The organism is Thalassospira tepidiphila MCCC 1A03514, assembly GCF_001662875.1.
GTDB lineage: Bacteria > Pseudomonadota > Alphaproteobacteria > Rhodospirillales > Thalassospiraceae > Thalassospira > Thalassospira tepidiphila.
Window position 1 is genome coordinate 99,546 of record NZ_JPVZ01000006.1, and the last position, 22,302, is coordinate 121,847.

Consider the following 22,302-nt stretch of genomic DNA (forward strand, 5'->3'; position numbering starts at 1 on the left):
CAGACTCTCGTAATAAAAGGCGTTATGCGCCGTGGGCACATTGACCCACGGCGCATCGCAAATCCTGCAAGGCAAATCGCCTTGCCTAAAACTGTATCCTGATCAGCGATATGCGATTAGATCGGCATCCGCAGTCAGGAAGTAAAGGCTGTCACCGGCAACAGATGGCGGCAGGGTAATTGGCCCGGATACTTCGTCCTCACCAAGAATGTCACCGCTATAAGGGGAAACAGTCATTACTTCGCCCTGCTCGTTACCAACGATCAACCTGTCACCGGCCAGTACCGGCCCTGTCCAGACAATCGGGCCTTCCTGATCCTCGGGATCGGTAAAACGGGGCAGAACGGTCACCCATTTAACCTGTCCGGTGCGTCGACGCAAGGCAATCAAGTCATTTGTGTTGGTTAGCAGGTATACATATTCGCCGGCCACCCAAGGTGACTGGATGCCACCGGCCTCAAGTTCCCAGACACGAACCCCGGTGCGAAGGTCAATTGCGGTCGTCAAACCGGAGTTACTTGTCGCAATCACAAGGTCATTATCAATCACCGGCAGGCCGCGAATATCGGCAATCGCCGAAACCGCATCGGTACGACCGGCCGCCGCCAGCGCATCCGACCAGATCACCTGACCGTTTTCAACGCGAAGGGCATAAAGTTCCCCCGTCGAATAGGCCGAAATGACAACGCCCTGATCCACCGCCGGGCTGGCACCACCGATAAAGGACGCGCCCTCGGACGCACCGCGATGGTTCCAAAGCGTTTCACCCGTGCGCGCATTCAACGCGACGGTCTGGTTATCGATGGTAATGGCAAACACACGTCCACCGCGCACAGTCGGCGCGGAACGCATAGGTGCTGTGACCTGTTGACGCCAAAGGATCGTCGCGCTTGGCGCATCAATGGCAATGATTTCGGCAAAGCCCGTCGTGGCATAGATCACACCGGCCTCATAGGCCAGACCGCCGCCCAAAAGCGTGCTGTCTTCTTCGTCCTCAGGGGCGAGTTCAAGCGACCAGATACGCTTGCCCGATGATGCGGCAAAGGCACGAACTTCGGCGCTGGCATCGATGGTAAAGATCACACCGCGCGCGACAATCGCCTGATTAAGCAGAAGGTTGTCATCCATCGACCCTTCGCCGATATCAATCGACCAGTCCTGTTCGAGAACGTCGTTATCAAGGGCAACGTGATGAAGTGCGTGGCTCGGATAGCCGCCATTTTGCGGCCAGTCGACCATCGGTTCCGGTTCGGGCAAAATCACGCGCTGGTCGGTCAGTTCAATGTCGGGCTGAACCGTGCTTTGCAGGGCAAGGACAGAAATACGCTCGCCGGGAAGCGGCGGATCTTCTGCCTCGCCAAGCCAGCTTGAACACCCTGCCAAAAGGCCCGTCAGGCCCATTACGCAAAGAAGTGACTTAATACCGCGTGTGGTCAAAACCGTATCCCCTGAAAAAACTCACGTCATATGGATCGCGGATTGCGATCCATTGATGCCCGAAGAACCTCAGGCACCAACAGCCTTGAGAATTTCACTTGCCCGTGCGCGCATTCCGGCCGGCGCACTGTTATCATCAGCAATCTCGGTCAGAAGCGGTTTGGCAGCTTCGACCTCACCACCCGCGATATGCAGAAGTGCAATCATTTCACGTGCAGAGTAATACCACGCATTCTCGGGCACTGCGATCGGCTCAAGACGCGTGATCAGGTCCTGCGCGCTTTCGGCACTGGCACTGTTCATTGCGATCTGAACAACCGCAAGATCACGATAAACCTGATCAATGTCGGAATTACCGGCAATCGCTTCGAGTTCGCTGATTGCAGACGGCGTTGCATCCGCGCGAAGGTAGACGGCTGCCTTCTGGAAATGACCAAGCGCGACAAAATCGGCATTGCCATCAGCAATGATCGCATCAAGGGCAGCCAATGCGGCGTCTTCGTCGGTTGCGCTGTCCTGTGCCAGTTCGACGGCATTGGCAAGACGGGTACCGTTTTCGATGCTGGTGCTGGTTTCATAGGTTTTCCAGCCTTCACGACCGGCAACCCCCAGCACAATGGCCGCTGCAACGCCGATCACGTATTTCCCGTATTTGCGCCACAGCTCTTCGCTGCGTTCACGCTTAAGGTCTTCTTCGACTTCCTGGAAAATATCAACCACGAAAACGGCTCCAATCCGGTCACAATAAAGCGGGCAACCTGCCCGCTTATCTGAAAAATTTCTGGCAAGGATTTAACGCGCCAGCGGGTACAGGGTCAAGTCTGCTCGACACCATTCCGGTTATTCCTACGATTATTTTGCCCCGCCCTTGGATTAAGCGGGATCGCAATAACCGTTTCATGGCTGATATCAGCGCCATGTGGCCCAATTCGGGCACAGCAAACCCAACGGGAAAGAATTGCCTGCCAGACACACATTTTCCCCGCGACATCGCCGGTTTTAAACGGCTTTGAAATGTTTGAACGCCACCATCACCGCACCCGGATGCTTTTTGACGGTGATGCACAGGGCTGAAAACGCCCACCATCAGTGCCACATGTCGTTTTATCGGGGACAAAGATACAGTTCGGCACAGGGCTTGCTTTGGTAAATGCCAAGGGAACAGATTTGAACTTGTCATCGGTCATATTTGCCCGGTGAGCGGACGGAGACCACAATGAAACGTCGCGAGACTGCACATACCAAGCCCGCAAAACGGCGCCTTATCCGACAGCGTATCCTTGCCGGGCTGTTTGCAGCCTTGATGGGGTCCACTGTGTCGGGCTGTGGAACAACGATGTCCGATGTTGTCGGCACCAGCCTGTTTACCGGCGGCGAATGGTATATTGCCTTTGACGTGGTCAGCATCATCAATTCCGACAAAACCCTGATTGACCATGCGGTTTCGCTGTCGACCGGTCAGGACTGCTCCACCATCCGCAAGATTGACGGCAAGTCCTATTGCAAAAAGGAACCGGTGCCAGAACCGCCGCTTTATTGCTATCGCTCGCTTGCGGCGGTCAGTTGCTATCGCACACCTGATCCCTATAACACCGGATCGCAAACCGTTGATTGGCCGCCAACCCGTTCGCGCAGCCTCTAAAATCCGGTCTGTTTTTCATCCATTGAAACTTGAGGCGTCGGTCAATCCGCGCTACCGTGTCATCAGGCTGTCATTTTCCCGTTGTGGCAAAGGACAATCTCGAACACACGCTGCCGGAGTACCACATGGGAACATTGTTCGATTTGGCCAAATACCGCAAAGCCAAAAGCTTTGTTCATTTTGACCGGGCTGAACTGATGAAACTCATGAACACATATTCCCGACAGGTTGCCAGCGGCGCCTGGAAGGATTATGCCATCGATCATCTGGACGGGATGGCGATGTTTTCGATTTTCCGTTCAACCCACGAAACCCCTCTTTTCACGGTCATCAAGCTCGGTAACGAGCACAAAAATGCCGGACAATATGTTGCCCTGCATAGCGGTGAGCGCATCAAACAAAGCGCTGAAATCGTCAATGTGCTTGAAGCCATCGAAAAACGCGCCCGCAAGGTCGTCCCCCTGTTTAAAACAAACTCCTGACGGTTCCCAGACGTGACCAGCCCCTTATCGGCCAGCCTTTCGGGCCGACACCCCCTATTCGCGCTTGCCGTGCTGGCCTGCCTGCTGTTGCCAACAGCGGGCCACACAGCAGGCATGAGCAAGGAATACCAGACAGGTTACTATGCCTATCAGGCTGGAGATTACGTGCGCGCACAGTCCTTCTGGCATCTGGCGGCACAGGAAAACGATCCATATGCGCAATATGCGCTGGGCCTGCTGTATTTTCGTGGTGATTTGGGTGCCCCTGAATACGAAATGGCGGCCGAGTGGTTTGGCAAGGCTGCAAAGACCAACCATGGCGGGGCGACCTATTATCTTGGACTGATGCATTTCAACGGATTTGGCCTGCCCTACGATCATTTTCGGGCCACAAAGTATTTCAAGCGTGCGCTGCGCATTGATCCGCACAATGCCAATGCCGCCTATATGATCGGCGCGCAGTATTTCCACGGTCGTGGGGTCCGACAGAACTTTGTCGAGGCCGCGCATTACTTTGAAATTGCCGCGAACGAAAACATGCACGCCGCACAATTCATGTACGGTGCCTTGCTTGAACGTGGCTGGGGCGTGAAACAGAATTATGCCGACGCCTATTACTGGCTAAGACGTGCTGCACGCGGCCCGATCAGCTTTCCCGAAGGTGCCAACGAGGCAGAACCACTGAACCCGCAGGCCGCACTGGACGCGCTGGAACCAAGGCTCCGGCCCGAGGAAATTCAACGGGTTGAAAAACGCCTCGCCCTTGATGCGACGGGATAGGCTTGCAAGCACCAGATACGACACGCGCACCTGATTTCTTTCAGGTGCGCGTGCGCATTAAGGTCTGTTTTGGCCGGTCTTACTCGGCAAGCTTATAGGCAATCACATAATCGCCCGGCTTGGTGCCAATTGATCCATGACCACCTGCGACGATCAGCACATATTGCGTCCCGTCATCGGTTTCATAGGTCATCGGCGTTGATTGACCACCGGCCGGAAGACGGGTTTCCCAAATCTTCTCGCCGGTCGTTGCGTCATAGGCACGGAAATAGTTATCAACCGCCGCGCCAAGGAACGCCACACCACCCTTGGTCAGGATCGGGCCACCAATGCCCGGCACACCAAGTTCGAATGGCAACGGCAACGGGGTCATGTCTTCGACCGTACCGTTTTTGTGCATATAGGCAATCTCGCCCGTACGCAGGTCGGCACCGGCAACATATCCCCATGGCGGGGCCTGGCACGGAATGCCAAGCGGCGACAGGAACGGTCCCATTTCAACCGCGTAAGGCGCACCTTCGTTACGGTTAATCCCCATTTCACTGGCCTTTTCACTGCCACGGGGCGGCACCTCGGCACGCGGGATCAGGCGCGAGGTAAAGGCAAGATAGGTCGGCATGCCAAACATGATCTGGCGTTCCGGATCAACCGCAACACTGCCCCAGTTGAACGTCCCGAAGTTGCCGGGATACACCAGCGTCCCTTCCAGAGACGGCGGCGTGTAGCGGCCTTCGTATTTCAACAGATGGAATGCTATGCGGCACGCCATCTGATCAAACAGGGTAATGCCCCACATGTCCTTCCCGGTCAGCGGTTCCGGCATGAAGGTCAGGTCTGAAACCGGCTGGGTCGGGGCGGTATGATCCTCGGGAATTGCGCCACCGGGTGCGGGCACCTCGGTCACTGGAATGATCGGCTCACCGGTGCGGCGGTCCAGAACATAGATATCGCCCTGTTTGGTTGGCCCGACCAGTGCCGGAACGGTTTCCCCATCGGGGCTGGTGATATCAAGCAGGGTTATATGACATTACTAACATTGTTCACATACACAAACTTCCTTGCTAACATGGCTGTTTAGCTGCCACTGTGCCTACAGACCTTACCTGCACCGCCAGCATGCTGGCGGTGCAGGTAAGGTCTGATATCACAGCCTCAAGATGACAAACAAAACCCGGTGCCCGACATTTGGAATGAGGGAAGCATGCTGACAGTTCCCTACTACACGGTTGCCAAAACAGCGGATGTCGTTCGACCTGCAACGATCATCCGCGATACCGAGTGGGATCAAGTGAAGAGCCACAGTCTCCCTACCGGTTTCCACTATCTTGTCTATGACGGATGCAGAATTGTTGAGCCGGTCTTATTCTATCTCCATGACAAATGCGTCCGGTCCTCGAGAATTCCCTCGGTAGGAAACACACAAACAGCTTTAACCTATGACCTGTATGAGTGGTTCACATATCTAGGCTTGATTCATAGGGATTGGGACGCTGCTTGTTTCGATGACATCGAACTATATCGCGACAAGCTTTTATGCAGCAAATCACCTAAAACCGGTAAACGATATGCTGTTGCAACAGTACGCCGCAGGCTTGGCACCATCGTTGACTTCTATGAATGGGCGTCCAGACAAGGCTTGATTGAATTTGATGCGAAAGAGTTTTACGAAGAACGTATCAAACCCCGAAATTATGCAATTACCCGGATGGCGCATGTTCAATCCGGCGACAATACGGTCAAAACGAGTAAACTGCTTCCGAGAACCTATAACAGTGAAACGGCTGAGGCATTTTCTCCCGAAGCTCTTCAACGAGTGCTCGCCGAACTTGGTTCGATCCCCGGAGACAAAGCTGATCGTCGTCCATGCAGAGACCGGCTCATTGCCAGCCTTGCTGTCGCCACAGGAATGCGACTTGACGAATGCGCCAACCTCACTCTGTCGCAATACAAGAATCTCAAGAAAGATGGTAGCTACAGCAACGTCGCATTGCCTCTTTACAAAACCAAAGGCCTGAAGCCGCGCACAGTTGTCGTACCGGGCATAATCCATGATGATCTGCGACATTACGTAAAAACAGAACGGGCCCGTGCGGTTCGACGCGCGAAAACATCTGTCGAGGCTCTTTTTGTCAATCACGCCCATGCCAAAAGAAATCCGGGTGAAGCAATGACAGCTCATTCCATCTGGCGCCACTTTCAGCGCGCGGTTCTGAAAGCCGGTCTTGTATGCCCTTCCCATAAAAACGGCACAACCAGCCCCTTAGACAGACCTGAAGCCCTGCACAGCTTTCATCACCTCCGTCATACCTTTGCGGTTACCATGTATTTTGAACTGGTTCGCGCGGGCAAAGCAGAACCCTGGCTCAGCCTGCGAACATTGCTTGGCCATAGTCACATAACGACAACAATCAATACATATTTGCGGAGTGTACAAATTCGGGAAGCACTCATGACAGATACCCTGAATACGTATCTCAAGGCCCTACGCGATGGCTAGAAAGCGCATGGACAGATCTTTTCTCACGTATCGCCCGGGTGCGGCACCTGCCTTCGACAGGAACAACCTGGCCCGTCCGGAAAAGGAAGAGAGAGAATACGGGGTTATCCAAAAGCTGTCACCTGACGGAAAACTGTGTCAACTCACGCTAAACTGTCCCCGTACCGCAAAATCCAACCGCGGCAGTGCCCAGATCAATGTCAGCGACGATTGGCTGAAAGCCGAACATCTGTCTGTTCCGTTTGCTACGGCCATTTTCTCGCATATTCGCAAGTTTGGTCCCTCTACCCAGGTCAACAAGGTTCAAGCTCTCAATCGCTTCTTTGCTTTTATGTGCGAACAGGGAAAAGCACATTTTAAACTGTCGGATCTGACCACAACTCTTTTTAATGAGTACATTTTCTGGCTCGACACCCAACAGCTTACAAGCAAAACGAAAGCCGGGTTAATCTCCCCACTCCGTGTTGTATTGCACTATCTTAAACAAAATCCACAATATACAAGCGAAGTCCCTGGGGATGCTTATATCCAGCCAAATCCCTGGCCTGGAATAAACGAGCAAATTGCTCATCGACCAATTTTGGCTATCACCGATCTTGTAACGATTGAGCGCGCCTGCATCAAAGAAATGCAGACATGGATGCGCAAATGGGAAGAAGGAAACGACTTTATTAAATCAGGTAGAGAACGCCTGCAGGCGGGTGCTTCACCCACCGAGCATAGACTTGAAACATTGCTGGCAATCATTGAAGACCGCTATGGTGGCTATGTGACGAACAGCAAACAATTCTTTGCTGACGGCGATGGCCGGCGACGACAAATCGAGTTTTTCGGAGGGATCAAGGGTATTGCTCCGTGGCTGTATGCAACAAAGCGCTCTCTGGTCCCGTTTGTCGTGATGATGGCAATCAGGACGGCCTTCAATCCGGAAACCATACTGGCTTTACGAAAATCCGCCCTTCGGGAGAGCTCGTTACTTAAAGGAAGTGCCGAACTGGCGCCGAGATATCGGGTGGTCGGCGGGAAGAAACGCGCGCGAGGCGATCAGGTTCGAACCTATCCTCAGGATAGCACAGAGATTGATAGCCCGATTTCCATTTTCAACAATGTCGGAAAGCTGACCCGTCGCCTCCCAAATGCCGAGCACGATCCCGACCATGATATGCTCTTCATATTTCAGGGCAGAAATTACGGAAGGGCTCATCATTATCTCAATGCAACCTGCACCTTCCCTAACGCACTTTCTGCTTTCAGAAAAGATAATCAACTCCCTGATTTCAGCTTGTCGAACATTCGCCCCACCATCTCGGAGATTGTCAATCAACTGAGTAACGGGGATATCAAGGCACAACAGGCAATTCTCAATCATTGGCACACAGAGACAACGGAAACGCATTATGTGTCGGAAGCGGCCCGGCACCGCAGACGGGAAACATTGGGCAATCTTTTGAACCGACGGGAACGATATATCCGGACATCTGGAAAGTCCGATGACCGTATCAATCTTCCAAACAATACAGGTCGCGCCGCAACGCCGGGGTTTGAATGCACCGACCCCTATGATTCTCCTCTCGCATCCCAGTCCACAGGACAACTCTGCACCGCCTGGGGAGAGTGTCCGCTATGTCCTCGCGCCGCCGTGATCCCCGACAATTCACACGCTTTGGCACAACTGCTTCATCTCCACAATGCCATTGAGAAAGCACGTCACGATTTACCGCCAGGTCGCTGGCTATATTGGTCAACGGTACAAAAGGCCCTGAACAATTGGCTCAGCAAGTTCCCGGCCAAGAGTGTTTGGCATGAGGCCAAAAACATTCAAAGAACCCACGCCATTCTGATCGAATGACATGAACCCTATACAAACCGCTACAGCATATCATCTCATGGCAGCGGAAGATCTGCGGGAAACGAGGATCAACCGCCATTCCCGCTGGTCTGATGACAGATGGTTCTTCGACAATCTGACGCCAGGTCACGACGCTGCAGCCAGCACCATACGCTGGGATTTCATCATGCCGGACGGCAGTAAATTCGTTGATCCTAAATGGGCGATATTGCTCGACGCGCATCGTCGACTGGTCTGGTCATTGATTGTCGACCCAAGACAGCGACATAGATACAAGCCGGGCTCAATGGGCAAGCTCTCCCGGCGGGTTCATTATCTTGCCCGCTGGATGGGCAAATCCGGCTACGCTCATTTCGGCGCGCTTGATACCAACGCATTCGCCCAATATCTTGATGACCTGCTGATTGATAAACGCGATAAAGCCAATCTCAATGCCCTGTATCTTATGGAACATCTCGCATTACCTGTTTCTTTGGGATATCAGGCCCCTGTTCTGGCAAAAGCCGGAATTCCTGTACCGGGCAGCGCCCCCTGGCATGGCATGACGGCGTTCGAGGTCGCGAAACAGCTGGCAGGCAGGGAACAGGGATCCGTCCCGCCCGTCCCGGACCCCATATTTTTACACATAATGACCAGTGCCTTGCGCATGCTTGATGAAGCAGAGGATATCATTTTACAGGCTCGGCATTTCGCGGACACCAAAGACCTGCTGGTTGCCGAAAAATATGCACCAGACAGGCAGCATTTACGGGATCGCATCAACTCTCTGACTGACGCGTGCCTGATCCTCATCCAGGGATTGACGGGTATCAGAGTGAGTGAATTGCTGGGACTGCAAGCCTCTGATACGCCACTGGCACAAAATACCTTGCCCGATTGCATAAAAATTGAACCGTCGGCCAGCGGTCTTCATGAGATATTTTATCTTTCCGGTCATATCTACAAGACGACGAAAACGCCTCGCCCGGTCACCTGGGTCACCGGACTGCGCCCGGTCGGGAGTGATCACCTTCCTGTTCCGGTCAAGGCAATATCTGTCATCGAAAGGTTGTACGCCCCCTGGCGCACTCGAAGAAACATCAACGAACTGATTGTCGGTTTTAGCCGAACAAAAAGCCTGACCAAAGATGTGAAAGCCCATACTTTAAGTTGGGTCAATCGCTGCCAGAGAAGGTTCTTTGTCAGAAGCGGTGTTAAGGATTGGACTGTTACTTCTCATCAATGGCGCAAATCCTTCGCCCAATATGTCATCCGAAGCGACAGCTGCATGCTCCCGGTGCTTCGGGAGCATTTCAAACACATCAGTATGGCGATGACGGAACAGGGATATATAAATGCGGATCCAGAACTGAAACAGATCCTTGATGATGCTGCGGTTCAGTCAACGGTCTCTCTCATTGGCGAAATGATTGCCGGCAGAAAAAACGTCTCGGGGGCCCTCAGTGGAAAACTGAAAGAGACTGCGAATCAACTCGGAAAATCTCTGGACAACCGTCCCGAAGATGACCGCCCACGCGATATTGAAGAACTGGTTCGTACCTCGGGTATACGGGCACATGATATTCGCTGGGGAAAGACATCCCTCGGAACCTGCCTGTTTCGACAGGGAACCGGGAATTGTACCATCGGTTGCTCTGCCCGATGGGTGATCAGTGCGCCGCTATGGTCGGCCGCACGCCCGGATTTATGTTGGGAATGTCAAAACCTTGTCCTTGACGAGACTCATTTGCCCTTCTGGAAAGACCGCCGGGCCAAATTGCAAGATGATCTGAAAACGGCAACAACCAATGATGACTTTGCTCTCGCACAACTCTGCAAACAACGCCTCGAACAATGTATTATGGTGCTAAACAAGCTTGAAACCACCGAAGCTGCAGCTGCAGAAAACAACAATCCCGGGTAATGAAACCATGTCACCCACATCTGTTGAAGCCGCATTCATGATGGCGATTGATCGGCTCCTCGCGCGTCATGCTCTGAAAGCCAATTCCAGCAATACACCCAAAATCAACAAAAGTATGGTTGCGCGCGAAGCCGGGCATAGCCGGACAACACTGTACAAATATCCCAAAGTGCTTGAGAGACTGAAATCATTTGAGGCAACAGCAAAATCATCAAAACAAAATGAGATCATGAGTCTGCGTCAGGAAATCGCCAAATTAAAACAGGAAACCGGGACGGCGAGAGACCTGATGGCAGCAATGCTGCTTCAAATGCGCGAGATGGAACGACAAACGGCTTCAAGAATTCGCCAGGCAGTACGTATGACACAAGCAGAAGGTTCTGATACGTAATGGGCCTTCCACGACACAGGAAGACTCTTAACAAGCCTTTTACATCAATCGTGGTGTCTACGCCAAGCCTCTCCTAATGCACATGTCTCCCATCTTCCATAAATCATCCCACTTACGACAGATCACTTCCGCAGATCAGCAGAGAGGCGCCTCCCCAAGTTCATGCCTTTGCCCAGTCTGCCAGATTGACAAATAGCCCGAACCAGATTGACATAGGCCAAGGGCGACGAAAACAAAGCCGGTCAACCAGCGGCGCGGACGCATCCAGTCTGCAAGTCCGACAAGAAGCGAAGTAAGTTGCGGCACGACCGAAAACGGTACCAATGGAAGTGACAACGACAGCGCAAAGACCGCCATCAGAATGAAACCCTTTGCGGCGGAGCCTGTTGCGGTTGCGGCCCCCATCAGGCCGAAAAGGATCGGCGCGGCGCAGGCGGGAATATTCAGGCCAAACGCAACGCCCTGAACCCATGGGTTTTTCGTGATCCGCCATCCGACTGGCGCAATCCGGATACGCCGCCGAAACCGTCCCCCTGCACCGAACAGGAAGACAATTCCGATGACCATATAGAGTGCCCCAAAGATCAGCCATGCCCCGGTCTGAACCCCGATCATGCGTTGTCCCAGCATGACGATCACGCCGCCGAAACCGCCCATGACCAGAAGGCGTGCGAGCATGAATGCAGCTAGAGCCCCAACCCGCATGCGCAGTGAACGGTCACACTGGCTGTTGAGAAACAGCATATGCGCGCCAATCGTGCAGGGCTCGATAAATCCCAAAAATCCCAAGCCCAGCGCAAGAAAGATCAGGTTGAACAGGTCCGGTGTCACGTTTGTAAATTCCTTATCATCGTCGCATGGTGTTACCCGGCACAACAGGACAGTCTGGCGACATCTCTCGCAAAGCCCTGAGCGGCAAGTTTCAGGCCCTCGACTGTGGTCAGATAGGGAAAAATCGTGTCGCCAAGTTCTTGGGCGGTCATCCCAAACCGTATGGCCAGCGCCATTGTCTGAATGCTGTCACAGCCCTCGGGTGCCAGTATCTGAGCGCCCAGCAAGCGGTCAGTTGCTTCATCTGCAATGAGTTTTATCAAACCGCGTGTATCACGGGCGGCAAGTGATCTGGGCACCAGATCAAGCGGCACGACAGATGTCTTGACCACAAAGCCCCGTTTCTGTGCCTGAACCTCGGAGAGACCTACGCCAGCAACTTGTGGATCAGTGAAGACAACCCAGGGCATCGTTGTGTTGTCATATGTCTGTTCGTCACGGTTATAGGCATTTATTGCCGCAAGTTTGGCGCCATAAGCTGCCATATAAACGAACTGGTCGCGCCCGGTCACATCGCCCGCAGCATATACATCAGGACGCGTCGTCCGCATGTACGCGTCCACAACAATTCCGCCATTCGAATTTACTTCAATTCCGGCCGTTTCGAGGCCTAATCCGTTTGTATTCGGCTTACGGCCTGTCGTTACCAGGATATGTTCAGCAAAAAGAACCTCGGCCTGGCCATCAACGTTAATGGTCAGTTCCGTTTTATCATTCTTCCGTTCAACCCTCTCGTAGGTGAGGCCCGTGCGAACGGATACCCCTTCATTCCTTAACTCCTGAGTGAGCGATGCAGCAATTTCCGGTTCTGCTTCGGGAAGAAGCCGTGACCGTGTCACCAGCGTAACCGAGCTGCCGAGCCGTGCAAACATCTGAGCCAGTTCACAACCGATATATCCGCCGCCAATCACGAGAAGTGATCGTGGCTGCTGATCAAGTTCAAGTGCCGTTGTACTGGTCAGACAGGGGACATTCTCAATGCCTGGAATATCGGGAAATGACGGGGATGTGCCGGTTGCAATGATTGTCTTTCTTGCAACAAGCTTTTTGCCGTCAAGCAGAAGACCGGTGTCATTAAATATAACGTCCCCTTCGAGATAATCGATACCATCATATTCGGGCAGCAGATCGATATATTTCTTCTGACGCAAACCGGAAACCAGATCCTCTTTAGCCTTGATCAGGGACTGCCAGTCAGCGACATGAGCGTTTCCGGAGAGGCCGGGAAAACGCGCAGCGGCCCCCGCACCATGCACGGCCTCTGCGGCACGGATCATGGTTTTGGAGGGAACACACCCGACATTGACGCATGTGCCGCCAATCATTCCCTTGCCGATAAGTGCGACCCTTGCGCCCTGTTCAGCGGCCGTAATCGCCGCCGAAAAACCGGCCGAACCCGCGCCGATGACAGCAAGGTCATATTCCTGTTTGTCGGTCGAACAACAATTGTTCATATTATTTTCCTTTCCGGGTGGTTGGTTGTGTATCGGTCTCGCAGCAAGCGCGCGCACGGGCTCGTTGTCGGTAGCCGTACAGTGCCAGGGCAATGAACAGGAGTAATCCGGGTATGAGGACATAGTCTATCCAGCCCAGCCATGCCGAGAGTCCAAGGGCCCCGAACGAGACAACAAGGATTGGTGTGAAACAGCAGATCACAGCAAAAATTGTTCCGACGATCCCGGTTTTGAAAATGGTGTTGCCACGCATTATTTAATCCCGCGCCTTGGCCGGATAACCGGCATTTGTCGAAGCGATCCCGATGGTTTCCACATTGGCGACTGACGGGTCGAAGGTGACAGTTGCGGTTTTTTTATCGAAGTTGACGTCTACGGCCTCTACGCCGGTGACGGCTTCCATCGCGGTTTTGACCGTCACCGGACACAGGGCGCAGGTCATGTTTTCGATGTCGAAAACGGTTGTTTGTTCATCCTGCGCTGTGGCGCTGGCAGCAAGCGCCGCAGTTGGGAGGTAGCCTCCCGGATATATGACAGCCAGTCCCAGGGCAAATGCCCCGGCCAGAATAATGCCTGTTCGTTTCATCTCGATTTCTCCTAATAGAACAGCGGTGCCCACCAGTTGATTGTCAGGGCCAATCCCACCAGCACGGTTGAGAACCACAGGGCGGCTTTGGTGATCAGTGCGGATTCCGGACGGGCGCAGTAAGACCCGTCGTCACAAGCTGGCTTGGTCTTGAAATAGACCTGCCAGAACCCCAGCCCGATAAATATCAGAGCCACCGTCGCGAAGAGTGGTTTGTAAGGTTCAAGAGCCGTCAGATTGCCGATCCAGGCCCCCGACACCCCCAGCATCAGAAGCAGGAGTGGTGCGACACAGCAGGCGGATGCAAGAATGGCTCCGACCACTCCACCAGTTGCAAGCAGACCTCTTTTTGTCTGCTTCCCGTCATCCGACAACAGGTCGTCCGATTTGATATCGTTCATGTGGTTTACCTCGAATTCGATTCGCAGTTAAGATACAGTCTGTAGCTGCTACAGATTAAAGAAGGTTTTGATCACATGGACGATCACAATTCCGGGAGGCGACTAAAGCGAGCAGAATTGTCGAAGGTGACAGGCTGTCATCTTGAAACGATCCGCTATTATGAAAAGACCGGCATGATGCCCGATCCGCGGCGCAGCAAAACGGGTTACAGGCTGTATGACGAAACACATGTTTCCCGGTTGCGGTTTATCCTGCGCGCCCGTGATCTGGGTTTTTCGATTGAAGATATCCGGGGGTTGCTGACTCTTATAGATGGTCAGTTGCAAACATGTTCGGAGGTCAAACAGCGTACGGAAAGCCATCTTGCTGACGTGCGCACAAAAATTGATGACCTGAAACGGATCGAACAGGTTTTGGCGGAAACGGCAGCTCAATGTTCAGGAAAAGATGTGCCTGAGTGCCCTGTTCTGGAAGCCTTGTTCCACGTTTGAAGTAGTAGCTTGTGAGTTCGGCTTCATCAAAAGGACAAAGAGGCCAGTTATCAATTTTTACAACATTGTCAGCATGCCAACAAATGAAGTAAATTTCAATTATTCCCAAATCCTTGAGCTAAATATCAACAAAAACTTATGATGGAATGCCAGATTACAAAAAAGGATACGCCCCAAGTAATATATAAAATAGGAAGTATTTAGCAAGATAAACCAAAAAAGTTTCTGTTTATATAATTAAATCGGCAAGAGTAAAATATTGGTTTTTCGGTTTGTTCCACAGTAAAACCCCTCTACCTCTTATGCGTCTCTTTATCATTGATCCCAGAAAGAACGCCACATTCCTCTACATCCCGTCCATCTTTGCAACTTTCTCTTAGTGAAACGAGTTGTATTTCTAGCGCTTGTAGAGTGGCAATCTGTGATTGCACATGAGATATGTGATCATCAAGTAAAACGTTGACCGCATTACAAGGCTGATGAGGCTCATCCTGATGCTGCTGTAGTTCGGAAATCTCCGCCAGAGATAGACCCAGAATTCTGCAGCGACGGATAAATCTCAACCGTTGACCATGCTTTTTGGTATAGACGCGGTAGCCGTTTTCTCTCCGCCCTACCGACGGCAATAGGCCCTGCTGTTCATAGAAGCGGATTGTTTGTGTGTCGATCTCTACTAACCGTGCCAACTGACCAATGCGCATTTGTCCTCTCCACCCTATTGACCTTATAGTTACTATATAGTTTTGAATGGTAACACTGTAATTTAAAGTGGAACCATGTCATGAGTATATTCTGTGATAGCCTTTCTGGTAGTGATGCACCTCCGCCATCGAATACCGATGAACCGAACGCCTTCGAAGCATCAGAGCAATGGATCAGTATTTATGCAGTGCCAAAAATGGACTGCCCGTCAGAAGAACGAATAATCCGCCTCGCCCTGAATGGCCTTAAGGAGATTCAGACCTTGTCCTTCGACTTGTCGAACCACCAGTTGGAGGTCGTACACAATGGCGAAGTTGCCGCTATCACTACAAAGTTGGAGACCTTGGGGCTAGGCGCTACGCTTCAGGAAAGCACCGCAGCCGATCCAGAGACCATCAAGACCGCCGAAGCCTCAACTACCTCTATCAAACAAGAAGCAGGCACCCTGCGCTGGTTGCTTGGCATCAATGCACTCCTATTTCTAATAGAAATGATTTCCGGCCTGGCAGCCCAGTCCACTGGCCTAATTAGTGAGTCTCTTGATAATTTCGCAGATGCGGCGGTATACGGGCTCGCCCTTTATGCTGTTGGGCATAGCATAAGAATGCAGGTGCGTGCCGCGCATCTTGCTGGTGTTCTGCAGCTAATTCTGGCTGTTGGAGCACTAGCGGAGGTGGTGAGACGCTTTGTATTTGGCAGTGAGCCTGAATCGTTGGTGATGATGGCTATCGCATTCGTCGCATTGATTGCCAATGCCAGTTGTCTGCTGCTCATATCCAAACATCGGGAGGGCGGGGCGCACATGAAGGCAAGCTGGATATTCTCGGCCAATGACGTGGTGATCAATCTGGGGGTCATCACCGCCGGCGTTTTGGTCGCGTGGACCGGGTCCAATTATCCGGACCTGATCATCGGCACCATCGCCGGGGTCATTGTACTGAACGGCGCCAAACGCATTCTGGCTATCAAGGGTTAAGAGCAGTGTCCGTTGCGGGCAAAAATCGCTCACGGCATGACCTATTGCCCATTTCTGGCGTACTTCCTGCGTCGGATCAGGCGATAAAATGTCTGGGGCAACAATCAATGGCCTATGGCGAGTCTGTTTCTGTACCCCGTTCTTTAATTGGGTGCAGACATGGAACACCTGTGCTGCATTCAGTTGCCAATTGAGAAAACCACCAACTCTTCTTCACACGAATCAAGCCGTGCCATGTGAAACTCGGTTTGCTGAAAGATGAAGGATACTTTGAAATGTTAATTCAAGTGTTCCAATTGACCTTACCACCCCAGCTATCAATTATTGTGATGCTGTGAGCTTGCCGTCAAATCACGATACGCATCCATCAATGGACGATCCACGGTGTCATGTTCCGTTCGCTCCTGATCAAGCTTTTCAAGGGCTCTTAGCATAAATTCGGCAATATCAAGCCTTTCGCAGCTGCAGGCATGTTTGAAAGCATGCAAAACTACATACTCCAATTGTTCATCACTTGAGGTCGTCATTTAATCGCTCCTTAATCCGGTATTGGGTAAGAGAGGTTCTTGCCGAGAAGAACTTCTCCTACCGGTACTTTGACGCACTCACGATCTAATAGAACTTTTCAGTTCTTTCTCAATCCAATCACGCGATCACAACATACGCATTACCGGCACAATTTTACGGAGCCGCAATGCATTTGTTAAAACAAAGACCGAAGACAACGCCATTGCGCCTGCTGCGAGAACAGGAGTGAGCAGAATTCCAGAGAAAGGATAAAGCAGACCTGCAGCAACAGGGATAAGTGCGGTGTTATAGCCAAAAGCCCAAAACAGATTTTGCTGAATGTTTCGCATCGTCCGGTTGGATACTTCAAAGGCATTGATGACGCCGCCAAGATCGCCAGACATCAGAACAATATCTGCCGACTCAATTGCCACGTCAGTGCCTGTGCCTATCGCGATCCCAACATCGGCATGAGCGAGAGCAGGTGCGTCATTAATACCGTCACCAACAAATGCAATCTTCCGCCCCTCTCCACGAAGATCATTCAAGGCCGCAACCTTGCCGTCTGGCAACACTCCAGCAACTACATGATCAATTCCAGTTTCCTCTGCAATTACCTGTGCAGTCTCAAGACTGTCACCTGTTATCATTGCGACTTTCAGGTCAAGGCTGTGAAGCGCTTTTATCACGTCCCTGCTTGAAGGCTTTACAGGATCTGACACTCCGATAACAGCAGCAACCTGTCCGTCAATTGCTGCGTACAATGCTGTTCGCCCGTTTCGTGAGAGCTTTTGAACAACTGCAGGAAAATCTTTGAGATCAATCTGTTCTCGTCGCATCAGGCGTTCAGTTCCAACTAGGACAGTTGCATCATCAACCTTTGCTCGGACGCCGTAACCAGTGAATGAGGTGAAATCTGTAACTGGTTGGTCTGCGTCAATATTCTCACGGCGCGCCGTAGATACGATTGCGTTGGCAATCGGGTGTTCCGATCTGGCTTCAACAGCAGCTACATACCTTAAAACTTCAAGTTTTGTGAAGCCTTGAGCAACCACAAAATCGGTTACCTCTGGCCGCCCTTCCGTCAAAGTACCAGTCTTGTCGAGCGCAACGATCTGAACGGAACGAAGTTCCTGAAGTGCGTCTCCCTTGCGAAACAAAATACCCATTTCAGCTGCACGACCTGTTCCAACCATGATGGAGGTTGGTGTGGCTAACCCCATTGCGCAAGGACAGGCTATTATTAGAACAGAAACACCTGCCACCAACGCCATTGTAACGGCTGGCTCAGGACCGAACAAAAACCATGCCAAGACACTTAGTGCAGAAAAAAACATGACTGCAGGTACAAACCATTGAGTTACGCGATCAACCAGACTCTGAATGGGAAGTTTGGTGGATTGGGCTTCTTCAACCATCCGAATTATTTGCGATAATGTTGTGTCTTCACCAACACGAGTTGCGCGAAAACTGAAGCCTCCTGCACCATTCACGGTTCCTCCTGTGACTTTTGAATCAGCTTGTTTGGCAACAGGAATTGGCTCGCCCGTTATCATGCTCTCGTCAATATGACTGTTTCCCTCAACAATTACACCATCAACCGGGATTCGTTCACCCGGGCGCACTATAATAACATCGCCAACTTGAAGGTCATCAACAGGAACAATGACGCTTTCGCCATCGCGTTGTACTCGTGCTTCTATAACTTGAAGTCCCAGAAGTTTTTGGATCGCCGCTCCAGTCCTCCCCTTTGCACGGGCTTCCAGAAAACGGCCAAGCAGGATGAGAACAATGATGACTGCTGCGGCTTCGAAATATACTGCGCGAACTTCCACAGGTATAAGTTCAGGAAGAAATGTGGAAACGGTAGAGAATATATAAGCCGCTCCCGTTCCGAGTGCGACCAGACTGTTCATATCTGGAGAACCTTTCAGAAGAGAAGGGACACCTCTGATGAAGAAGTATCTGCCCGGCCCGGCAAGAATTGCTGTTGTTAAGATAAATTGCAGCGTCCAGTAAGTTTGCTGCCCGATCGTGCTTTCGATAACATTAGCAAGTTCCGGGATGATATGACCGCCCATTTCGGTCAGAAAAATAGGCAGAGTTAGCAAAGCAGCCCAAAGCGTACGGTAGGCTATTTCACGCGCAACCTGTTTATTCTTGATAGAACTGTCCGTTGTTTCTTTGATCTCAGATGGATAACCGGAAGCAGTCAGTTGGGAGGACAATTCAGTCGGAGAGACAACATTCTGTAGGAATTTCACCGCTACAGTCTCAGCTGGAAGGTTGACGGCTACGTCTATTACGCCGGTGACTTGGCCAAGCGACTTTGAGATGCGATTAACACAAGAGGCGCATGACATTGAATTCACACTTAGAGTTACGTTGCCATATTGGGGGGCATAACCAAGTTTCTGAAGCGCTTGAGCAATCTCGACAAGCCTTTGCGCCTTGTCGACCTTCATTCGGGCTGTCTCATTCGCCTGATTGACCGATACTTCTCCGACACCTTTCATCGCGGATAGAGTTTGCTCGATTCTTGCTACGCAAGAGGAGCAGGTTATGCCATCAAGTTTTATTTGCACGTGATTATGGTTTTGCATCTGAACCTCTGATTGTCTGCTGTTTAAGCAAGTATGAAGGTTCCAGTCACTGGAAGGTCAAGTATTTTGTTCGAAGTGTCTCACACGACGTGTACTTTGCTGTTTTCTTCCAATTTTTCGGCAAAAAATAGCGCGCACAAGTCACTGCTAAGAAAGCCATTAAGTGTTGGAAGGTTCTTCCTGGCCCGTCAACCAATGCGCCCCAAAAGCGGGAATGTTTCCAGCAGCCAGAACGCAAAGGCGGACATATAACCGGTCATCATCGCCGTCCCCATAGCAATCATGATCAAGGCCGCCGCTGCACGGAGATAACGCCCAAAGCGTCCTATGGATTTCAATCTGACAGACAGACTCTCGGTAAGCAGTGCTGCCATGAGAAACGGCACACCAAGCCCCACGGAATATACGATCAGCAAAGCAATACCATCGCTGACAGTTGCCGACGCGGCGCTGACAGTCAGAATGGCACCGAGAATAGGGCCAATGCAGGGCGTCCACCCGAACGCAAAAGCAAGCCCAAGCACATATGCCGAAGTCACACGCCCACCAGGCAGATCAAGATGAAAGCGTGCTTCTCGCATCATCCACGCCGGACGGAGCGTTCCCAGCATGAACAGCCCGAACAGAATGACAATGCCGCCACCAATCAGATTCATCTCGAACCGGTACCCGAGCAGGACCTGACCAAGTGCTGTTGCACTGGCCCCCAGAAGGACGAAAACCGTGGTGAAGCCCAAAACGAAACACAGGCTGAAACCAAGAGATGACAATCGACCAACTCGGATTGCCTCCGTTCTGGTCGAAAGAGAGGCACCACCCGCGATATAGGAGATATATCCGGGAACCAGAGGCAGCACGCATGGCGAGAGAAACGATATGAGGCCTGCGGCGAACGCGCTTATTATGCCGATATTGGAAAGTTCAGGCATTAATCTGTATTCCGTAAAATCAGGAACCAAGTATTCAGAGAACAGGAAGGTCAGCTAACCAAACAGTGCTAAGCCTATCTTTGTTCAGGGCTCTTTTCCTACTTTTGAGAACCAGTCTGTTAACTGATCGAGCCACCCCTTTTCAACAGGCGGCTTTGGGGGGTGGACAGCGTTTGTCAATCCGTTCACGTAAAGGATCAGATTCATCTGATTGAAACTCGTGCCGTGAAAAATACCGGCATGGCGGGTATTCCGATCGATAATATGAATCATCGGCGCAGACCCGTCACGCTGGCTCAATTTGGCGAATTTATCGGCAACAGTTACAGCACTGATATCCGAAGACGGCATAACAGGCCGCCAGTTCACCAGATCCCAAGAAGGAGTATCTGAAAAATCTTCGGAATGAACGGTAATGAACGTGACCATTTCCCGCATCGGGCTAATATTCAGCCTCGCCTGAGAGGACGCCAGTAGGGTTTGCTGTTCTGCACAGGCTGCACCACAATCCCTTGGCACAAAACTTAAAATAAGTATCTGATCATCAAGGTCGCTCAAATTAAAGCGACCTTGATTTTGGTTAAAAAGTTCTATCTCTGGAACCTTTCCGGTGTTTGTCACCTCAAAATATGGCTCTTTATCCGCCATCACCTCGTCAAGGTGTTCACCGGGATGATTCGCAAAAGCTGGTGAGGCCGTCAACGCCAGGATCAAAAACAACCACCGGATCATTCTGTTTCCCCCTGCGGCCCGGCGGCAGCTATGCCAAGAATGGCGACGTCAATGCTAATCTCGCCTGCGTTTTCAAAGCGCAATGTCATGGGAAACTTCTCACCTTCACGGAGTTTTTCATGCAATCCCGTCAACATGAGATGCATTGCCCCCGGCGCCAGAGTGACCGGGCGGTTGGCCGGAACATCCAGAGCCATGACATGTCGCATCCGGCGAACATCATCGACCGTGACGACATCATGTATCATCACATGGTCGGCCACAGCTGTGGTGATTTCCAGAAGGCGGTCGGTCGCAGCGCTTGTGATCGTAAGATATGCCACACCCGGACGGGATGTCAGAATCGTGGCACGTGCCCAGGCGTCAGATATTTCGACAAGGTTTCCGGCAGAAACCGGTAGTGCTGATAGCAAGGTCATGACGAGGGCGATGGCTGTTCTTTTCATATTGTACTCCCATTCATGATCGCGAGAATCCGGATTGCCATGTCTTCTGCCGGCTGATCTCCTTCACGAAAGACAGTCAGGTAACGCCCATCCGGTGCCATCAGATAAAGATGCCCGGAATGGGCCATCAAATAGCCGTCCGGTGCTGTATCGTCGTCCAACTTTTCGTAATAGACCCGAAAAGCCTCGGCGGCTGCAGCGACATCCTCCTTACTACCGGTCAATCCGATCAGCGCCGGATGAAAGGCCTCGACATATTCAGCCATGACATCAGGTGTATCGCGTACCGGATCAATTGTAATGAATATCGGTGCCACACGGTCGGCTTCGGATTCCATTCGGTCAAGCGCATCCGCCATATAGGCAAGTGTGGTCGGACAAACATCAGGGCAGTGTGTGAAACCAAAAAAGACAAGTTGCCAACGCCCCGGAAAGCTTGCTTCGGTCACACGGTTTCCCTGATGATCGGTCAAGGAAAAATCAGAGTGAATGGCGGCTTCTCCCGTCCCTTCGGCCCCCGACGACATTTGCTTGCGGTCGGAAGCCTGGAAGATATATGCGCCGCCAAAGAGCAGGGCAGCAAGAACAACCATCCCCCATAATATAGAACGGATGAAACGTAACCGGTTGAAATTATGCGATGTCATGAAACGATCCCGTAG

24 protein-coding genes are annotated in these 22,302 nt (G+C 51.8%); 9 read left to right on the forward strand and 15 right to left on the reverse strand.

The window, feature by feature from the left end; all coding sequences use genetic code 11:
• Window positions 1-102: 102 nt before the first annotated feature.
• Complete coding sequence (locus tag TH4_RS14090) at window positions 103-1,437, reverse strand: outer membrane protein assembly factor BamB family protein (RefSeq protein ID WP_231959765.1); 1,335 nt, start codon at window positions 1,435-1,437, stop codon at window positions 103-105.
• Window positions 1,438-1,506: 69 nt separating this feature from the next.
• Window positions 1,507-2,157: a tetratricopeptide repeat protein gene (locus tag TH4_RS14095; RefSeq protein WP_064781627.1), complete on the reverse strand. Its 651-nt coding sequence runs from the start codon at window positions 2,155-2,157 to the stop codon at window positions 1,507-1,509.
• Window positions 2,158-2,653: 496 nt separating this feature from the next.
• Between TH4_RS14095 and TH4_RS14100 the strand changes: the two genes are divergently transcribed.
• The 3 genes from TH4_RS14100 to TH4_RS14110 all read left to right on the forward strand — a co-directional run bounded on the left by TH4_RS14100 (window position 2,654) and on the right by TH4_RS14110 (window position 4,341).
• Window positions 2,654-3,079 carry a hypothetical protein gene (locus TH4_RS14100; protein WP_008890527.1) on the forward strand — a complete coding sequence of 142 codons (426 nt, stop codon included), beginning with the start codon at window positions 2,654-2,656 and terminating at the stop codon, window positions 3,077-3,079.
• Between the two features lie 125 nt (window positions 3,080-3,204).
• Complete coding sequence (locus TH4_RS14105; protein ID WP_008890526.1) at window positions 3,205-3,561, forward strand: DUF2794 domain-containing protein; 357 nt, start codon at window positions 3,205-3,207, stop codon at window positions 3,559-3,561.
• A gap of 12 nt (window positions 3,562-3,573) precedes the next feature.
• Window positions 3,574-4,341 (forward strand): tetratricopeptide repeat protein, encoded by a 768-nt coding sequence (locus TH4_RS14110; protein WP_245227894.1) that lies wholly within the window; start codon window positions 3,574-3,576, stop codon window positions 4,339-4,341.
• A 79-nt stretch (window positions 4,342-4,420) separates the two neighbouring features.
• Here the strand turns inward: TH4_RS14110 and TH4_RS14115 are convergent, their stop codons facing one another.
• A complete protein-coding gene (locus tag TH4_RS14115; RefSeq protein ID WP_483414619.1) occupies window positions 4,421-5,362 on the reverse strand; it encodes a PQQ-binding-like beta-propeller repeat protein in 942 nt (313 codons plus the stop codon).
• A 180-nt stretch (window positions 5,363-5,542) separates the two neighbouring features.
• Here TH4_RS14115 and TH4_RS14120 point away from each other — a divergent pair, with 180 nt between their 5' ends.
• The 4 genes from TH4_RS14120 to TH4_RS14135 are packed head-to-tail and all read left to right on the forward strand — an operon-like array spanning window position 5,543 to window position 10,981.
• Window positions 5,543-6,838 carry a tyrosine-type recombinase/integrase gene (locus tag TH4_RS14120; protein ID WP_063093908.1) on the forward strand — a complete coding sequence of 432 codons (1,296 nt, stop codon included), beginning with the start codon at window positions 5,543-5,545 and terminating at the stop codon, window positions 6,836-6,838.
• A 7-nt stretch (window positions 6,839-6,845) separates the two neighbouring features.
• Window positions 6,846-8,687, forward strand: coding sequence for a phage integrase SAM-like domain-containing protein (locus TH4_RS14125; RefSeq protein WP_157097757.1), 1,842 nt, complete (start codon window positions 6,846-6,848; stop codon window positions 8,685-8,687).
• Between the two features lie 37 nt (window positions 8,688-8,724).
• Window positions 8,725-10,590 carry a site-specific integrase gene (locus TH4_RS14130; protein WP_157097758.1) on the forward strand — a complete coding sequence of 622 codons (1,866 nt, stop codon included), beginning with the start codon at window positions 8,725-8,727 and terminating at the stop codon, window positions 10,588-10,590.
• Between the two features lie 7 nt (window positions 10,591-10,597).
• Window positions 10,598-10,981 (forward strand): hypothetical protein, encoded by a 384-nt coding sequence (locus tag TH4_RS14135; protein WP_063093914.1) that lies wholly within the window; start codon window positions 10,598-10,600, stop codon window positions 10,979-10,981.
• 135 nt (window positions 10,982-11,116) lie between these two features.
• On the opposite strand, the gene TH4_RS14140 is transcribed toward TH4_RS14135, so the two are convergent.
• The 5 genes from TH4_RS14140 to TH4_RS14160 are packed head-to-tail and all read right to left on the reverse strand — an operon-like array spanning window position 11,117 to window position 14,253.
• Complete coding sequence (locus tag TH4_RS14140) at window positions 11,117-11,812, reverse strand: cytochrome c biogenesis protein CcdA (protein WP_209272279.1); 696 nt, start codon at window positions 11,810-11,812, stop codon at window positions 11,117-11,119.
• A 32-nt stretch (window positions 11,813-11,844) separates the two neighbouring features.
• Window positions 11,845-13,266 carry a mercury(II) reductase gene (merA, locus tag TH4_RS14145; protein ID WP_063093918.1) on the reverse strand — a complete coding sequence of 474 codons (1,422 nt, stop codon included), beginning with the start codon at window positions 13,264-13,266 and terminating at the stop codon, window positions 11,845-11,847.
• Between the two features lies 1 nt (window position 13,267).
• Window positions 13,268-13,519, reverse strand: a complete 252-nt coding sequence (merF, locus tag TH4_RS14150; RefSeq protein WP_063093920.1) for a mercury resistance system transport protein MerF — start codon at window positions 13,517-13,519, stop codon at window positions 13,268-13,270.
• A gap of 3 nt (window positions 13,520-13,522) precedes the next feature.
• Entirely contained in the window at window positions 13,523-13,852 is a 330-nt protein-coding gene (locus TH4_RS14155) for a heavy-metal-associated domain-containing protein (protein WP_062956565.1), read from the reverse strand.
• Window positions 13,853-13,863: 11 nt separating this feature from the next.
• Window positions 13,864-14,253, reverse strand: a complete 390-nt coding sequence (locus TH4_RS14160; protein WP_062956566.1) for a mercuric transporter MerT family protein — start codon at window positions 14,251-14,253, stop codon at window positions 13,864-13,866.
• A gap of 75 nt (window positions 14,254-14,328) precedes the next feature.
• On the opposite strand from TH4_RS14160, the gene TH4_RS14165 reads away from it, so the two are divergent.
• Window positions 14,329-14,745 carry a MerR family transcriptional regulator gene (locus tag TH4_RS14165; RefSeq protein ID WP_062956567.1) on the forward strand — a complete coding sequence of 139 codons (417 nt, stop codon included), beginning with the start codon at window positions 14,329-14,331 and terminating at the stop codon, window positions 14,743-14,745.
• Window positions 14,746-15,038: 293 nt separating this feature from the next.
• Here TH4_RS14165 and cadR read toward each other — a convergent pair whose 3' ends face one another.
• Window positions 15,039-15,446, reverse strand: coding sequence for a Cd(II)/Pb(II)-responsive transcriptional regulator (cadR, locus tag TH4_RS14170; RefSeq protein WP_063093925.1), 408 nt, complete (start codon window positions 15,444-15,446; stop codon window positions 15,039-15,041).
• 80 nt (window positions 15,447-15,526) lie between these two features.
• Between cadR and TH4_RS14175 the strand changes: the two genes are divergently transcribed.
• Complete coding sequence (locus tag TH4_RS14175; RefSeq protein ID WP_062956568.1) at window positions 15,527-16,423, forward strand: cation efflux transmembrane domain-containing protein; 897 nt, start codon at window positions 15,527-15,529, stop codon at window positions 16,421-16,423.
• A gap of 317 nt (window positions 16,424-16,740) precedes the next feature.
• On the opposite strand, the gene TH4_RS14180 is transcribed toward TH4_RS14175, so the two are convergent.
• The 6 genes from TH4_RS14180 to TH4_RS14205 all read right to left on the reverse strand — a co-directional run bounded on the left by TH4_RS14180 (window position 16,741) and on the right by TH4_RS14205 (window position 22,287).
• Entirely contained in the window at window positions 16,741-16,950 is a 210-nt protein-coding gene (locus tag TH4_RS14180; RefSeq protein ID WP_062956569.1) for a hypothetical protein, read from the reverse strand.
• A 126-nt stretch (window positions 16,951-17,076) separates the two neighbouring features.
• Window positions 17,077-19,533 carry a heavy metal translocating P-type ATPase gene (locus tag TH4_RS14185; RefSeq protein ID WP_063093927.1) on the reverse strand — a complete coding sequence of 819 codons (2,457 nt, stop codon included), beginning with the start codon at window positions 19,531-19,533 and terminating at the stop codon, window positions 17,077-17,079.
• Window positions 19,534-19,721: 188 nt separating this feature from the next.
• Window positions 19,722-20,462, reverse strand: coding sequence for a cytochrome c biogenesis CcdA family protein (locus TH4_RS14190; protein WP_064781632.1), 741 nt, complete (start codon window positions 20,460-20,462; stop codon window positions 19,722-19,724).
• Window positions 20,463-20,546: 84 nt separating this feature from the next.
• A complete protein-coding gene (locus tag TH4_RS14195; RefSeq protein ID WP_062956572.1) occupies window positions 20,547-21,194 on the reverse strand; it encodes a thioredoxin domain-containing protein in 648 nt (215 codons plus the stop codon).
• Window positions 21,191-21,640 carry a copper chaperone PCu(A)C gene (locus tag TH4_RS14200; RefSeq protein WP_062956573.1) on the reverse strand — a complete coding sequence of 150 codons (450 nt, stop codon included), beginning with the start codon at window positions 21,638-21,640 and terminating at the stop codon, window positions 21,191-21,193. Before TH4_RS14200 ends, TH4_RS14195 begins: the two co-directional genes overlap by 4 nt.
• Window positions 21,637-22,287 (reverse strand): SCO family protein, encoded by a 651-nt coding sequence (locus TH4_RS14205; RefSeq protein ID WP_063093931.1) that lies wholly within the window; start codon window positions 22,285-22,287, stop codon window positions 21,637-21,639. The genes TH4_RS14200 and TH4_RS14205 overlap by 4 nt, the downstream gene beginning before the upstream one ends.
• Between the last annotated feature and the right edge of the window lie 15 nt (window positions 22,288-22,302).

Excerpts from the sequence above, each read along its gene's own strand:
- TH4_RS14190 (WP_064781632.1), bottom strand. The coding sequence starts at position 20,462 with ATGCCTGAACTTTCCAATATCGGCATAATAAGCGCGTTCGCCGCAGGC.
- TH4_RS14180 (WP_062956569.1), bottom strand. The coding sequence starts at position 16,950 with ATGACGACCTCAAGTGATGAACAATTGGAGTATGTAGTTTTGCATGCT.
- TH4_RS14130 (WP_157097758.1), top strand. The coding sequence starts at position 8,725 with ATGGCAGCGGAAGATCTGCGGGAAACGAGGATCAACCGCCATTCCCGC.
- TH4_RS14175 (WP_062956568.1), top strand. The coding sequence starts at position 15,527 with ATGAGTATATTCTGTGATAGCCTTTCTGGTAGTGATGCACCTCCGCCA.
- TH4_RS14155 (WP_062956565.1), bottom strand. The coding sequence starts at position 13,852 with ATGAAACGAACAGGCATTATTCTGGCCGGGGCATTTGCCCTGGGACTG.
- TH4_RS14200 (WP_062956573.1), bottom strand. The coding sequence starts at position 21,640 with ATGAAAAGAACAGCCATCGCCCTCGTCATGACCTTGCTATCAGCACTA.
- merF (WP_063093920.1), bottom strand. The coding sequence starts at position 13,519 with ATGCGTGGCAACACCATTTTCAAAACCGGGATCGTCGGAACAATTTTT.
- TH4_RS14195 (WP_062956572.1), bottom strand. The coding sequence starts at position 21,194 with ATGATCCGGTGGTTGTTTTTGATCCTGGCGTTGACGGCCTCACCAGCT.
- cadR (WP_063093925.1), bottom strand. The coding sequence starts at position 15,446 with ATGCGCATTGGTCAGTTGGCACGGTTAGTAGAGATCGACACACAAACA.
- TH4_RS14185 (WP_063093927.1), bottom strand. The coding sequence starts at position 19,533 with ATGCAAAACCATAATCACGTGCAAATAAAACTTGATGGCATAACCTGC.
- TH4_RS14100 (WP_008890527.1), top strand. The coding sequence starts at position 2,654 with ATGAAACGTCGCGAGACTGCACATACCAAGCCCGCAAAACGGCGCCTT.
- TH4_RS14205 (WP_063093931.1), bottom strand. The coding sequence starts at position 22,287 with ATGACATCGCATAATTTCAACCGGTTACGTTTCATCCGTTCTATATTA.
- TH4_RS14105 (WP_008890526.1), top strand. The coding sequence starts at position 3,205 with ATGGGAACATTGTTCGATTTGGCCAAATACCGCAAAGCCAAAAGCTTT.
- TH4_RS14125 (WP_157097757.1), top strand. The coding sequence starts at position 6,846 with ATGGACAGATCTTTTCTCACGTATCGCCCGGGTGCGGCACCTGCCTTC.
- TH4_RS14165 (WP_062956567.1), top strand. The coding sequence starts at position 14,329 with ATGGACGATCACAATTCCGGGAGGCGACTAAAGCGAGCAGAATTGTCG.
- TH4_RS14120 (WP_063093908.1), top strand. The coding sequence starts at position 5,543 with ATGCTGACAGTTCCCTACTACACGGTTGCCAAAACAGCGGATGTCGTT.
- TH4_RS14160 (WP_062956566.1), bottom strand. The coding sequence starts at position 14,253 with ATGAACGATATCAAATCGGACGACCTGTTGTCGGATGACGGGAAGCAG.
- TH4_RS14135 (WP_063093914.1), top strand. The coding sequence starts at position 10,598 with ATGTCACCCACATCTGTTGAAGCCGCATTCATGATGGCGATTGATCGG.
- merA (WP_063093918.1), bottom strand. The coding sequence starts at position 13,266 with ATGAACAATTGTTGTTCGACCGACAAACAGGAATATGACCTTGCTGTC.